This window comes from Halobacteriovoraceae bacterium (assembly GCA_020635115.1).
GTDB lineage: Bacteria > Bdellovibrionota > Bacteriovoracia > Bacteriovoracales > Bacteriovoracaceae > JACKAK01.
On sequence record JACKAK010000007.1, the window covers coordinates 108,505 to 122,025 of the forward strand.

Genomic DNA, 13,521 nt, shown 5'->3' on the forward strand with positions numbered 1-13,521 from the left:
TTAATCACTCATTGTCTTTAAATAACTAGATAAAGACAAGTTTTAATCTTACAAAATTATAGAGTTAGCGTTATGCGTAACTAAATGCTCTACTCACATTTTAGCTTTTTTCGCATTTCCCATAAGAGATGTCCAATATAGGCCCTTCGGTTTTCTTTTGTACAAATCATCAGAAGTTTGGTGATTTTTAAATTATCTGGATCAGAATAAAGAATTTTTAACATCTCCTCAATATAGTTTGTATCGAGCGTAATATAGTTATCGGTACCAACTCCAAGTCTAACTCCTTTTTTTTCCCACCATGAAAATGGATGATCTTTGTAATCAGGGAAAGAGCCTGTGAGTTTCATATTTGAAGTGGGAAGGGCAACTAAGGAAACATTTTTCTGAATGACTCTATTGAGAACATCATGCTGGTAATGTTCTACTTCTGTTGCAGTATGAAATTTTGTTTTCAAAAAAATTTCTTTTTCTTTTTCTGTGAGTACTTGTCCTTTAAGTAGTTTTTCTTTAACTTTTGGATCATTCCATTGCATATCTAATAATTCTAAATACTCACTAGTGTTTTTTAAAATGGGGATCTTCACTGCATTAAGATCAATAATTCTTTGATAAAGTCTATGAAAGTAATAATTTGGATTTATTCCTAAACTCAATCCATGTTCTAACGTATCGATATGCCAAATGTTCATAGAGTTATCAACAGATTGAATTCCTTTTTTTAATGTTTTCCATGTTTCTCCATGATGCGATCTTATTCTCATCCCATTTAATTGCAATTTTCTGAGCCCTTGTTTCATTTCTTCAAAATGTCTTTTTCGGTATAACTCTTTTTCATTTCCTACTGTGTCTACTTCAACTAGTTTGTCCTTTAGTTCCGGAAATTTTTTGATAATATTTAAGAGTTGATCGACCTGATGGTTAAAATGATCTTTTTTACTTTCAAAATGTTCACCATCAAAAAAATCGGCCTCTTTTCTAAAACAAGGTGAAAGAACATAATCAAAATCTGGATGTTCTTTTTGAAAGTCTTTAAAACCATCATTTAAACCCAAAACAACATCAGTTTCTGTAATTTGTTCAATACCAGGTATTTTTTCGTTTTCAATGTTTGTGGCCCGAGAGAGGGTGAATTTTAGTCTTATATTTCCTACGTTATAATTATTGTAGAGCTCGCTGGCCATATGATAAGCGGCCTTTTTATGCATTAACCTATTTGTGAGAACAAGTTTTGGGAGATACAATATTTTTAAATAGGTCATAAATTGCTCACCCTCTTGCAATCTTATGAGGTGATCCACATCACTGACATTTTTTATGCCTTTGTATAATTTACCATAGGCCTGTGATATTTTTTGTTCGTAAATTTTGGCATCTTTGCTTGAGAGTAGCTTTTCTAGATAAGGATAGAGAAAATCAGCAGTGAGAGAACCAGTGAGATGTATATGATCTTCATGATATTTTAAAGGAAAAGTTTTAAAGAATTGAAATAAAGCTTGAGACACACTGTGTCTCAAAAGAGTTGAGATATCAACCTCATCCTGCTGAAAACCATTGAGTAGCCTTCTAAATTCTTGCGTACTTTTGTCAAGTTGTGGATTGACCTTTATTTCTTGAGAATAACTTAGTAGTTCCAAAGTGTCATTGAGAGAGACTCCATTTGTATCGCTAATGATTTCTACTAATTGTTTGTAGAGTGAATTCGTCAGTATTTCTTCATTCATTTCTTGTCCTAAGTATATAAATTCTTATTGATCTGAATACCATTTTAACAGACAATAAGATTAATAAAAGTGAACCAAAATTATTGTCTAAAGGAAATAGCATGAAATCCATTCTCGTTGTTGATGATAGTAAAACCATTCAAAAACAAATTACATATTTCTGCAATGAAACATTTCCAGATATTAAGGTTATTACAGCAAGTTCAGGGGAAGAGGCCACTGAAATTGTCATGTCTTCCACTGAAAATTTCCTTGGTGCAATACTTGATTATAATATGAAGGGAATGAATGGAGTTGAGCTTTCTGAAAAAATATCTGAAAAAATACCATACTCTCAAATGGTTCTATGTACAGCAAATGTCCAAGAAATGGTTCGGGCCAAGGCCGAATCTGCAGGACTTACATTTATAGAGAAACCTCTAACTATTGAAAAATTTGAAGAAATCATGGAAACATTTACTGGAGAGTAAGTTTGCAATTAACTGATGAACAAAAAGATATTCTGGCAGAATCTTTCAATCAAGGTATTGGAAAGGCCGCAAATTCGTTTGCGATATTACTTGGAAATAAATATGAAGTTCACTTGGACGTGCCAGATGTTCTTATTTTAAGCATAAATGAAATGTTTAAAATTATAGAACAGAAAGCAAAAAAAGTTACTACGGTTGAACTTGACTACACAGGCCCATTTGAAGGGCATAGTTTAATGGTTTATTCTTTTGAAGATTCTCAAAAACTAGCTCAACTTTTAACTGGAGAAGAAATAGTTCCTGATACGTTATCAGAAGATGATATTGATGCTTTGAAGGAAGTTGCAAATATTGTTTTAAACGCCGGAATTGGAACGATCGGAAACATTTTCTCGGCCCAAGTTGAAACAGGGCTACCGAATTTGAAATACGGAAAAATTGAAGATTGTTTAAGTGAATATCTAGACAAAGAAGAAACGAATATTCTTTATATTAAGTCTAAATTTAATATTGGAGATAACCCTCTGGATATAGTCATTTCATTATTACTTGAGAGTTCCAGAATTGAAGAGCTCCTGTCTTTTGTAAACGAGTATCACAAAAAATTATTTGGTGAAAAATGAATATTTTAATTGTCGATGACTCAAAATTTGCCCTTAAGCGACTTGCAGAAATGATTCTTGCATATAATAGCGAATATAAAATCAGCATGGCCCTCGATGGTATTAAGGGGCTTGAAATTTTAAAAAAACAAAAATTTGATCTCGTAATCTCTGACTATAATATGCCAGAAATGAATGGAATAGATTTTATTAAAGAGGCCATTCATGAATATGATGTTCCAAAAACAGCAATTATCTCAGCAAGTTCAGCATATATGACTGGAAAACAAAGAGTTCCAGATGGAGTGTTCTACATTCAAAAACCAATCTCTCAAGAACAAATTACGAATTTTTTTGATAAGAACTTTTAAGAATTTCATAAGCATCTTTTAATTTCTGGAAATTTTTTTGGGATACTTTTGAGGTTTCTTCGTTTTTTAAATTTATATCTAAACTATCTGGATGATATTTTTTAGCAAGTTTGAGATATATTTTTTTTAGCTCTTTTTTGTCAGGTATATCATTCTTAATCTTAAATATTTCTTTAGCAGTCGTTATGTCATTTTTATTATTTAGCTCAGGAAGTTCGATGAGGACTTCTTCAAAACGACATAATTTTTCGAGTTCAGAAAATAATTCTTTAGGAGTATAAAGGGAGGATTTATCAATAAATGAGAATATTATAATCTTTTCCTTTTTTTCTTTGAATTTGACGATACATTTCTTTAGTGTTGCAGGAAGAGTTGAAAGTTTTTTAGCAATTTGCTCAATGAAATATTCAGATAAATCACTATCATAAAATGATTCTAAAATACAGTTTGCACAAATTAGTTTTCTAAAATGATCAGTTGAAGGAAGTTGTCTCAAATTTTTTAGTTGTAAAATATCATTTCCAGTAATGACTAATCTGAAAAGACTTGTAATATTTGGAATATCTACTTCCAAAAAATATTTATTTTTTAACTGTTTCAAGATCGCTGTATAAAATTCACCCCCCCCCCATGCCAAATCATCAATTGCTTTTAGAAACTCAGCAATATCTTGAAACTCTTGCTTGTCTTCTAATGGAGAAATCGATTTTAATCTACTATTGTAAATTTCTTGAATCTCATACATATATTTCTTAGTTTCTTTTTGTTTTGTGTTTTTAAACTCTGGCATATTTGTATTTTGTGACTGCATCAGCTTTTTTTGGTTTTCAATCATTACATCTAAATTAATTTTGTGATCCTTTTTCTTGTTGATTTTTTTCTCATAGATTTGTTGTATTATCGTGGCGATTACTTTTGAAAAAATAAAAGTAAAAAAAACAATAGGGAGTGTATAACTAAGAAACTCAATGATTCTATCCATAAATACAATTATATATTATAATCAATAATATGAAGTTTTTTCTTAAAGAATTGCCCTTAAATTTAAAAGTAGATTGGAAGATTTCACGAGGATCTTCAAGACAAAAATTGAATTATATACTCTTTCATGAGCAAGAAGGATTCTTAGGCATGGGGGAAATAGCGCCAAATTCCTACTATGGGGATAGTCCTCAAAAAGTTCAAAAGGATTTTGAAAAATTAAATTTGATTTCTTCAAATTGTAAAAATATTGATGATCTATTTTCTCAACTAAATGACAACACATTCACAAATTCATTTATGTCGGCATTAGTTCAAAGTTTTATATCAAAATCAGACTTAGAAAATGCAAATAATGTTAAGTGTCAAACATCTCAGTCAATACCTATACTTGACTTTAGCGAATTTGAGAAATTTTTTAAACAATTTAATCTCAAGGATTTTACTTACATCAAGGTTAAAATTGATAAGAATAATTCTGCTGAGTTTGTAAATCTTGTTGAAACATTTTTAGCAACACATCAAAAATTGCGTATTGATGCTAATGAATCATTCTTGAATTTAAACGAATTTTTAGAATTCACCCAAAAGATAAATTTAAGTAAAGTTCAGTTCTTTGAACAACCATTTAGCGCTAAGAACAAGCAAACATATATAGACCTTTTTACTAGAGTAAAATCCAATCAACTACCTATGAAAATTATCTTAGATGAAAATATCACTCATCAGGCCATAACCGAGGATTACCAAAATATGGCCCATGGTGTGAATTTTAAATTTAGCAAGTCGGGTGGAATTAAAAATTTAACCCATCAAATACAGCAGGCCAAAAAATTAGGATTGGAGGTAATGATCGGATGCATGATTGAAACATCTTTAGGTATTTCACAGGCCTTATTATTAAATGAATCTGTTGATTATTTCGACCTTGATGGTTTTTTCTTTATTGAAAATGAACCTTTTAAACTCCTATCTACTCAACAAGACAAGATTTATCTTTCACAGCCTTTTAGTCAAACCCAACTAAGTGTATACTAATTGAGTATCCAAGGAGTGGATGATATGAATGTAAAAAGGATTTTTACAGGGTTTATAATATTAATTTGTCTAAATTTGTCAGTCTCTGCGAACAGTGTTACTGATTCAATAGATGGACTTGGACTTGTCTATCAAAAAAGAAAATTCGATTTTTGGATAAATTATTTTACAGAAAGATCCCAAGAGAGATTTCAGCGTCAAATGAATAATGGTGCCAAGTACTATCACCTTGTGAAAAGTATATTTAAATCTCATGGGCTACCTGAAGATTTGTTTTATGTAGGTTTAATAGAATCAGGATATCACTCTAAAATAAAAAGCTCTGCAGGTGCTGAAGGACATTGGCAGTTTATGAAGTCTACCGCCAAAGAAACAGGTCTAAGAGTTGATGGTTTAGTAGATGAGAGACATAATATTGTTAAATCAACTCACGCTGCCGCAAAATATTTTAAGGATCTTTTTAATATTTTTGGAGATTGGGAACTTGCCCTTTGTTCCTACAATGCCGGCCCGTATAAAATAATTCGTGCAATTCAAAAAGGAAATACACGAGACTATAGAGAGCTTGTACATAAAAAACTTATTCCGAAGGAGACTATGTTTTATGTTCCAAAAATCGCGGCCGCTCGTGAAATTTTTGAAAACCCCAAAGAGTTCGGGCTACGAGAATTAAATTTTTCTGATTCATTTGATAAATTAAAAAAAGTAAAAATTTATAGATCTTTTGATTTAAATAACTTGGCCAGAAATGCCAATATCGATACTGAAACAATTCTTAAATATAATCCAGATATTAAGGCCAGATGGGTAAAAGTAAGTCGAAAAAACCCTTTTTCCCTTTATCTTCCTCAGGAGTATGAAAATGCTATGAAAAAAATTGGTCGTATAATGGATAGTAAAACTACTTTTGAAAATTTTACTCAACAAACAGATATGAACTGGAGGGGAATAAAGTTTCATAAAGTAATCGAAGGTGAAAACTTAGGCCTACTAGCAAAAAAATACAATGTTTCAGTTACTAGTATTCTAGACTTAAATAGACTCAGAAGGCCCAAAATCTATCCTGGTCAACTCATTAGAATAGAAAGATCATCTATTCAGATACCTTATACTGTCAAAAGAGGTGATGATCTTAATAAGATTGCTGCGAAGTTTAAAACTCAGATAAGAAAAATACAGACAATGAATAAATTAAAAACAACGAATATATATGTTGGTCAAAAGATTTATGTGCCAAATAATATTTAAACAGATATATTCTTCTTTCCATTAGTACATGTCACGGGCAGAAAAATGAGAATAGGATTTGATGCGAAACGCGCTTTCCATAACAATACTGGACTTGGTAATTATTCAAGAAACTTGTTTGTGGGGCTTCAAAAATATTTTCCACAGCATGAGTATCTCTATTTTTCACCCCCCTTGAAAAATAATGAACTTCTTTTTTGGGGTGAACAAAATATTAAGATGAAAAATGTTATAACTCCAGCAGGTATAATGGGAAAAAATTTTTCTTCACTATGGCGCTCTGTCTTTATTTCCAGAGAATTGGAAAAATATCATCTCGATATATACCATGGCCTAAGTCATGAACTACCTTTTGGAATTCATCATTGTAAATTAAAAAAGATTGTCACTATGCATGATCTTATTTTCATGCGATTTCCTCATTTTTTTAAGACCATTGATCGAACAACCTATCTTAAAAAAATAAAATATGCTTGCAAATGTGCAGATGTTATTGTGGCAATCTGTGAGCAAACGAAAAGGGATCTCATCAATTTTCTCAATGTACCAGAAAAAAAAATTCAAGTTGTTTATCAAACGTGCTCGCCAATGTTTTATGAGAAATTGGAAAGATATATTATTCAAAATGTACTTAACAAGCACCATATCTATAAAAAATATTTTTTCTATGTGGGAAGTTTAAATGAAAGAAAAAATGTTTTAACTTTGATTGATGCCTTTCACAGAAGTGGTCTGTATGGACATTACCAACTTGTTATAGCTGGTGCGGGGAAAGAATACCAAACGAAGTGTCGAACTCGAGTAGATAAACTTCGCATGTTTGACGACGTTCTTTTTTTGGGAAATATCGAAAATAATGACCTTCCAGCACTTTATCAAGGTGCTTTAGCTTTTGTTTATCCTTCATTATTTGAAGGATTTGGAATTCCAATTATTGAAGCTCTTTTCAGTGGCACTCCTGTTATTACGAGTAAAGGTTCATGCTTTCCGGAAGCTGCTGGCCCAGACTCAATTTATATTGACACACACTCTCAAGAATCCATAGATGAGCTGGCCATGAGACTGATTGAAATTGAAAAGGACATAAGTCTAAGAGATAGAATGAGCTCTAAGGGATTAGAGTATGTTCAAAAATTTGAAATCAAAAATACAACTCAAAATATGATTGATCTTTATAAAAAGATTATTTAACGATTGTTTTCTAAGTCAGTGACAAGCTCTAAATTGGTAAGTTTATTTCTCTTTAATAAATCCAAAATTTTGACAAGTCTAAGATACTCAACTTTCTGATCAACTCGCAACTGTATGGCCTGTTTTTTATCTGTGAATGATCGAATTTCATTTTCAATTGTATCGAGGGTTAGTTTTTTACCGTTTAGTGCAACTTCATTTTGAGATAATTCAATAATGGTTGATTTTTGGGTTGATTTTCCTTCTCCTTGTTCCGTTTTGGGAAGATTGAGCAGTAGAGCAAGTTCATCTTTTTTAAAAACTGTAGAAGTCATGAAAAAGATAAGAAGTAGAAAAACTACATCGATTAAAGGTGTTATTTCAGGGGCGGCCGTTTGGCGAGAGCGTTTTTTCACTTGTCACCTCAAGACAGAATGTTGGACATCAGTTCTTTTTCAAGCTTAACTTCAAATCGATCTAGCATTCCAACAAGATAGCTGTGTCCAATAAAATTAGGAATCGCTACAATCATCCCTCCCACAGTTGTAATAAGGGCCATAGAAATTCCTTCAGCAAAATTTGAGGGATCTGAGAGTCCCGTTTGAGACATAACCTGAAAGGCCATAAGTACTCCAATGACAGTTCCAAGTAGTCCTAATAGTGGAGAGACCGCAGCAATAACTTTTAAGGTATTCAGACCTTTTTCAAGTTCAGAGATATAATAAGAGATTTCTTGTTTTGCCAACTCTATTGTTGAGTCTGAATTTGTTCCTTTTGTTGGCGTGGACTCCATATTTCCTTTAAGGCCCTTAGCTGTTTGGGCAAAGTTTTTATTTTCTCTATTAAAAGTAAGCACTTTAGCAAAAATAAGGGCCAGTCCAATAATATTCAATATCAGCAACAAGTACATGATAGGTCCTCCTTGGTTGATATAGTGAATTAATGGCATAAAACTCCTCCCTTAGATTTTAGAACTGCTATTAGTCTAAAGGATATTCTTAAACAAGGAAAGAGTACGATCAAAAAAAAGGCCTACATAACGCAGGCCACATAGGTGATGTATACCGAGTACTAATTAAGTGGAGAGTTAGGAATATATCCAGTTTGTCCACTCTCACATGAATCACATTTATCAACTATATAAAGGGACTGTTTTTCAAATTCTTTGATTACCACACCATTGCATATTCTTCTTTCTAATGTCCAAATATACTCTTGGTCAGCTTTAAGTCCTATAATTTCAAAATTAATTTTTTCTTTTGATTGATCTATTTTTTTAATTTCATCTAATTCTTCAGGTACAACTCTTCTTGATGAAATATAGTGATAGCATTTTTTTGCTTCTTTATCATCATCACTAACTGCTAGTTTTTCGATTCTAACATTTGGATCATTTTGATTAATTTCAGGATCTAACCAAAAACTGCATCTATTTTGGTCTTGTTCATAAAAATAATAAGACTCATTGAAAAATGGCATCTGATATTCTTGAAAAAAAGTAAGTAAAGAAGGTTGAAACAGTGGAGATAATTTTTTTCGTCCACCATTCCCAAGTCGACTAGTAGATATTTCATCATAGTCTTTGTTAATAGCATTCAGAGTAATTTTAGATAAAAAATTAACAGTGTCTTCTCCAAAAGAATAATCCATTTCATAATTAATATCTGAACGTTGTTTTACGTTCTTTACAGATTTTGAAGAGCGTTTAATGTTTGCTAAACATCCAAGTATATCACTATTGAAAGTAGACATATTTGTGGCAAATTGATTTAAACTGTCCATTCTTCCATTAATGTCATAAAAATTCGGATAAATTGTTGTTTGTGAAATTTTTTCTTTCATAAGATTATATTTTTTTTCATAATCGATATTTGCTTCATCATCTTTTTGGGTTTGATCTTTTAATCTGTCTAATGTTGTATTGCCTGGACGAATCTTGTTTCGATCAATCCATGAGTCTGACTCTTCATCTACAGGATTTGAAAGATAGCTATCTGGTGAGTCTGTTTTTAGATCAATGCATTCAGAAGGTGATTCATACTGTAAACAAGTTATATAGGCCGTATTATCAGCTTTTAACGAAAAGCTTAAAAGAATTAGAAAAAAATAAATAAGTTTCATGAGTTCCCCCGTTAATAAATATAGAATCTTTGTGCAAATAGTGTGCCCATAATTAGAACGACTTAAGCTATTGAATTAAATAAAAGAGGTATTTTGGATTTGTCTAAAACTTTGACAGTATATAAATCATCTAGCTGTTATCAATTAAAAAAGATCTCAAAAAAGTGGCAATTAACTCACAAATTACTGCCTTTTAAATACTAAAGAAAATTCGTCAACTACCGAAAAATAAAGAGGATTGTTATTAATATTACTAAGATATTGGTTTGAATTTTAGAATAAGAAATATGAATAATAAAAGATTGATCAAAATTCTTTTTCAAATTTTGCAAAAAATATTTTTGATTGTTCCTTTATTATTTTCAAGTTGTTTTTCAACAGGAGAACAAGAAGTTAAGAGTACACGCTCAGTGACGGAGACAAATGATACTGGACTTTCAGATTCAGAACTTCCCAGGATTGAGTTCTCAGACTCAAGTGTTGTGGAAGGAGGGAATGCAACAATTACCATAACTGCTTATGAGAATGTTCCTCCTGCAAATGTCACTATAAACTATACACTGGAAAATATCACTGCTACTGCCGGAACTGATTTTAATTCTTATAGTTCAAGTATTGTCCTTCCCGCAGGGAGTCTTTCGAAGAACTTTACCGTTTCTACTTTGAGTGATGGCCAAAAATGTTCAGAAGATAAAACATTTAGAGTTAAAATCACTTCAATTAATAATGGTAAAGTTGGTTCAAACTCAAACGCAATTGTTACTGTTACTGATGATCCTAATTCATTATTTCAACCTATTTTAAAAGTTGATTCAACTAATATAACGGAAGGCTCAAGTATAAATGCCTATATTGAAATTCCTTATGCTTGTTCTGGGTCAAGTCTATCGGTCGGGCTTAGAAGTTTTGAACTGGACAATGCAAGACTTAGAGATATTGACTTTACTTCAGGGACATTAACTATACCGGCCGGAAGCACTATTTCAAATCTCATTCCAATTACTGCAATAGCTGATTCTGTCCAAGAAAAAAATGAAAGATTTATTCTTTCTCTCATTAATGACGAGGTTGGAACTACAATTTTTACACAAGAAAATGGCATAAAAATTATGACAATTATTGATAATAATTCACCTGCAGAAAAAAGTATCATTCACACAGATGTCGTTTGGAATTCAAGTTGTGCATTGGACTCTCAGGGAAGTTTTAAATGTTTTGGAGCAGTCAGTGAGGATCTATTTGTTGATTCTTCAAATATTATTGGTGATGAACCAAGTGAAGTTCCAGCAAATCTAGATCCAATCCAATTACCTCCGGGTTATAACGTTATTGATGTTTCTTTAAGTTCAAATAGAACTTGTGCAGTATTTGATAACTGGAAAACAAAATGTTGGGGATTAAACTCAGGTGGTATTTTTGGCCTAGAGGTCGCACCTACGTCTGTTGATGACACATATATTATTGGAGATCAAGCAAATGAAATATCAAGCACTTCCTATGATGCACTTGTAGGTGCTGATTATGAACCCAAATCGATAAAATTAGGAAATAGTCATATTTGTGGCCTCTTTGTAAATAGTGTTCAATCTTGGCCAGGAACAATAATGTGTTGGGGTGATGGCCGATTTATTGGAAAAGGACTTAATACGGGTGATTTTTTAGGCACTCAGGCCGGTGAGATTTCAGGAAATGTTCCCATTAATATTCCAGTTGAATTCGTGAAATACGCAGTTGGACGCGACCATAATTGTGGGGTCGATATAGACAATGATCTCTATTGTTGGGGATCAAATTTATTTGGTCAAATGGGACACGAAATCAAAACAGAAGACGGATTTCAAAACTATTATATTGGAGATAACGGACAAACTGATAGTTTTATCACGACAGATATAAATATTGGAGCAAGAACTATTTTAGATATTGCCGCTTCTAGTTATTCTACTTGTGTCGTTCTCTCAGATAATAAAGTAAAATGTTGGGGGAGTAATGTAAGTGGTGAACTTGGACTTGAGTTAGATTCTTCAAATGGTTCTTCTAGCTATAAATTAGGTGATGATATTGGTGAAATGGGAACTTCTTTGGATGAATTAGATTTAGGGAGCTTTCTTGCAGTAAAAATTTATGGGGGCGACTATCATTTTTGTGCTGTCTCTACTACTGGAAGTGTAAAGTGTTGGGGAAAGAATGCATATGGGCAATTAGGGATTGCGACAACTGATTTAGTCGTTGGAGATCATATAGGTGATATGGGCAATTCTTTACCTTCTGTTTCTTTGCCAAGTGGAGTCGTGATTAGTTCTATGGCCCTAGGTAAAAACCATACTTGTGCATTATCAGACATCGGCAAGGTCTATTGCTGGGGAGATAATGACAACGGCCAACTTGGTTATGGTGATTACAAAATAAGAGGTACAAACAGCACTTCAATGGGAAACAATTTAACAGAATTAGATTTTGGATCAGGGAGAACTGTTTCAAAAATATTTTCAGGACATCTTGCTGATCGAACATGTGCTTTACTCGACAACGGAGATCTTAAATGTTGGGGAGATTCAGGCAAATCATCTTTCAATGCAATTGGAATTGGTTCTAAATATAATATTGGAGATGAAACTAATGAGATGGGAGTAAATTTGCAAACTATTAACTTGGGTACAGACTCTGATATGGTTGATTTTGAATTGGCCTGGGATGGAAGATCTTGTGCTCGTTTTGAAAATGATAAAATGAAATGTTGGGGAAGTAATCTTTATGGCAGTTTAGGACAGGGAATTTCAAATCAGAATAAGATAATGGGACTTATGAGCGGAGACCTTGGAGATAACCTAAACTATATCGACCTTGGGGCAACTGTCCCAATTAGTTACAAAATGGGTTGGGGCTCAGTGTGTGTTTTAGGAAATGACCTTAAAATTTATTGTTGGGGAAAAAATGATGAAGGCCAGCTTGGAATTGGATCAACAGAATATATTGGAGATAGTGCAAGTGAAATGGGAAACAATCTTAGGCCTGCTGATTTAAATCTAGAAAACGGAACATGGCCTGTTCAACTTGTGGGCGGAGAAAGATTTTTTTGTGTTCTTTTAAATACTCTACAACCACTGTGTTGGGGGAAAAATTCAAGTGGTCTAGGACGTGCTTCTGACAACACAGATGCCGTAGGTGATAGTCCAGAGGAAATTTCTCCTTCTTTACATGTTTTACCTAAACCAAGTGGGCTCAATTATATTAAACTTGCTACAGCTGCAGAAAGTATATGCGCTTTGTTTGATAACAAAACAGTGAGATGTGTAGGAAATAATCAATATGCTCAGCTTGGACATGCTTTAAGTTTAACTTATGATGATTCATCTACTTTAATAAGCTCTAGATCAGCGATTTTATTTGACTCTGCCTTTTATAGTAAAGTTGAAGATTTGATTACTGGCGCGAATAATTTTTGTGTTGTAAACAATTCAAATCAATCCCGTTGCTGGGGGTATCATGGTGAGCTATGGGGGGCCTTAGGAAACGGTGCTACAGGAGGAGTTGATTCAAAATATATTGGGGATACCGCTATTGAAATGAATACTACTTCCTATTATTTAAAACTAGGAGCGGGCGTTTACTTCACAGAAATCGCCACAGGAAAAGAACACACATGCGCCATTGTTAACACAGGTGGACTGAGATGCATCGGTTCAAACAAACGTGGTCAATTAGGTAGAGAAAATACCACACAAATTAATTCAACCACAAACCTTAATGCTGTGTCCACAAATATTAACTTTGATTAACTCACTTTGATAATGAA

12 protein-coding genes are annotated in these 13,521 nt (G+C 32.7%); 7 read left to right on the top strand and 5 right to left on the bottom strand.

The genetic code is table 11. The annotated features are described in order from the left end of the window. Nucleotides 1–89: 89 nt before the first annotated feature. Nucleotides 90–1,724 (bottom strand): hypothetical protein, encoded by a 1,635-nt coding sequence (locus H6622_12155; GenBank protein ID MCB9062264.1) that lies wholly within the window; start codon nucleotides 1,722–1,724, stop codon nucleotides 90–92. A 101-nt stretch (nucleotides 1,725–1,825) separates the two neighbouring features. Between H6622_12155 and H6622_12160 the strand changes: the two genes are divergently transcribed. The 3 genes from H6622_12160 to H6622_12170 are packed head-to-tail and all read left to right on the top strand — an operon-like array spanning nucleotide 1,826 to nucleotide 3,167. Next, nucleotides 1,826–2,194 carry a response regulator gene (locus tag H6622_12160; protein MCB9062265.1) on the top strand — a complete coding sequence of 123 codons (369 nt, stop codon included), beginning with the start codon at nucleotides 1,826–1,828 and terminating at the stop codon, nucleotides 2,192–2,194. Nucleotides 2,195–2,196: 2 nt separating this feature from the next. Then, entirely contained in the window at nucleotides 2,197–2,817 is a 621-nt protein-coding gene (locus tag H6622_12165) for a hypothetical protein (protein MCB9062266.1), read from the top strand. Next, nucleotides 2,814–3,167, top strand: a complete 354-nt coding sequence (locus H6622_12170) for a response regulator (GenBank protein MCB9062267.1) — start codon at nucleotides 2,814–2,816, stop codon at nucleotides 3,165–3,167. The genes H6622_12165 and H6622_12170 overlap by 4 nt, the downstream gene beginning before the upstream one ends. Here H6622_12170 and H6622_12175 read toward each other — a convergent pair. Further along, the gene (locus H6622_12175; GenBank protein ID MCB9062268.1) at nucleotides 3,139–4,149 is read right to left on the bottom strand and encodes a J domain-containing protein; all 1,011 of its coding nucleotides are present in this window, start codon (nucleotides 4,147–4,149) and stop codon (nucleotides 3,139–3,141) included. The two genes, H6622_12170 and H6622_12175, sit on opposite strands and share 29 nt — an antisense overlap. Before the next feature lie 29 nt (nucleotides 4,150–4,178). On the opposite strand from H6622_12175, the gene H6622_12180 reads away from it, so the two are divergent. From H6622_12180 to H6622_12190, 3 genes are read left to right on the top strand one after another with little or no spacing between them, the layout of a single operon-like run. Beyond that, nucleotides 4,179–5,186, top strand: a complete 1,008-nt coding sequence (locus H6622_12180; GenBank protein ID MCB9062269.1) for a hypothetical protein — start codon at nucleotides 4,179–4,181, stop codon at nucleotides 5,184–5,186. Between the two features lie 24 nt (nucleotides 5,187–5,210). Continuing rightward, nucleotides 5,211–6,434, top strand: a complete 1,224-nt coding sequence (locus tag H6622_12185; GenBank protein ID MCB9062270.1) for a LysM peptidoglycan-binding domain-containing protein — start codon at nucleotides 5,211–5,213, stop codon at nucleotides 6,432–6,434. A 45-nt stretch (nucleotides 6,435–6,479) separates the two neighbouring features. Further along, nucleotides 6,480–7,625 (top strand): glycosyltransferase family 4 protein, encoded by a 1,146-nt coding sequence (locus H6622_12190; GenBank protein ID MCB9062271.1) that lies wholly within the window; start codon nucleotides 6,480–6,482, stop codon nucleotides 7,623–7,625. On the opposite strand, the gene H6622_12195 is transcribed toward H6622_12190, so the two are convergent. From H6622_12195 to H6622_12205, 3 genes are all read right to left on the bottom strand, one after another. Next, on the bottom strand, nucleotides 7,622–8,020 hold the full coding sequence (locus H6622_12195) for a biopolymer transporter ExbD (GenBank protein MCB9062272.1): 399 nt from the start codon (nucleotides 8,018–8,020) through the stop codon (nucleotides 7,622–7,624). The genes H6622_12190 and H6622_12195 overlap by 4 nt on opposite strands. Nucleotides 8,021–8,028: 8 nt before the next feature. Then, nucleotides 8,029–8,553 carry a MotA/TolQ/ExbB proton channel family protein gene (locus H6622_12200; protein ID MCB9062273.1) on the bottom strand — a complete coding sequence of 175 codons (525 nt, stop codon included), beginning with the start codon at nucleotides 8,551–8,553 and terminating at the stop codon, nucleotides 8,029–8,031. 122 nt (nucleotides 8,554–8,675) lie between these two features. Beyond that, on the bottom strand, nucleotides 8,676–9,725 hold the full coding sequence (locus tag H6622_12205; GenBank protein MCB9062274.1) for a hypothetical protein: 1,050 nt from the start codon (nucleotides 9,723–9,725) through the stop codon (nucleotides 8,676–8,678). Between the two features lie 287 nt (nucleotides 9,726–10,012). Here H6622_12205 and H6622_12210 point away from each other — a divergent pair, with 287 nt between their 5' ends. Then, the gene (locus H6622_12210; GenBank protein ID MCB9062275.1) at nucleotides 10,013–13,504 is read left to right on the top strand and encodes a hypothetical protein; all 3,492 of its coding nucleotides are present in this window, start codon (nucleotides 10,013–10,015) and stop codon (nucleotides 13,502–13,504) included. The last annotated feature ends 17 nt before the right edge of the window (nucleotides 13,505–13,521 follow it).

Excerpts from the sequence above, each read along its gene's own strand:
- H6622_12155 (MCB9062264.1), bottom strand. The coding sequence starts at position 1,724 with ATGAATGAAGAAATACTGACGAATTCACTCTACAAACAATTAGTAGAA.
- H6622_12160 (MCB9062265.1), top strand. The coding sequence starts at position 1,826 with ATGAAATCCATTCTCGTTGTTGATGATAGTAAAACCATTCAAAAACAA.
- H6622_12170 (MCB9062267.1), top strand. The coding sequence starts at position 2,814 with ATGAATATTTTAATTGTCGATGACTCAAAATTTGCCCTTAAGCGACTT.
- H6622_12175 (MCB9062268.1), bottom strand. The coding sequence starts at position 4,149 with ATGGATAGAATCATTGAGTTTCTTAGTTATACACTCCCTATTGTTTTT.
- H6622_12180 (MCB9062269.1), top strand. The coding sequence starts at position 4,179 with ATGAAGTTTTTTCTTAAAGAATTGCCCTTAAATTTAAAAGTAGATTGG.
- H6622_12185 (MCB9062270.1), top strand. The coding sequence starts at position 5,211 with ATGAATGTAAAAAGGATTTTTACAGGGTTTATAATATTAATTTGTCTA.
- H6622_12190 (MCB9062271.1), top strand. The coding sequence starts at position 6,480 with ATGAGAATAGGATTTGATGCGAAACGCGCTTTCCATAACAATACTGGA.
- H6622_12200 (MCB9062273.1), bottom strand. The coding sequence starts at position 8,553 with ATGCCATTAATTCACTATATCAACCAAGGAGGACCTATCATGTACTTG.
- H6622_12205 (MCB9062274.1), bottom strand. The coding sequence starts at position 9,725 with ATGAAACTTATTTATTTTTTTCTAATTCTTTTAAGCTTTTCGTTAAAA.
- H6622_12210 (MCB9062275.1), top strand. The coding sequence starts at position 10,013 with ATGAATAATAAAAGATTGATCAAAATTCTTTTTCAAATTTTGCAAAAA.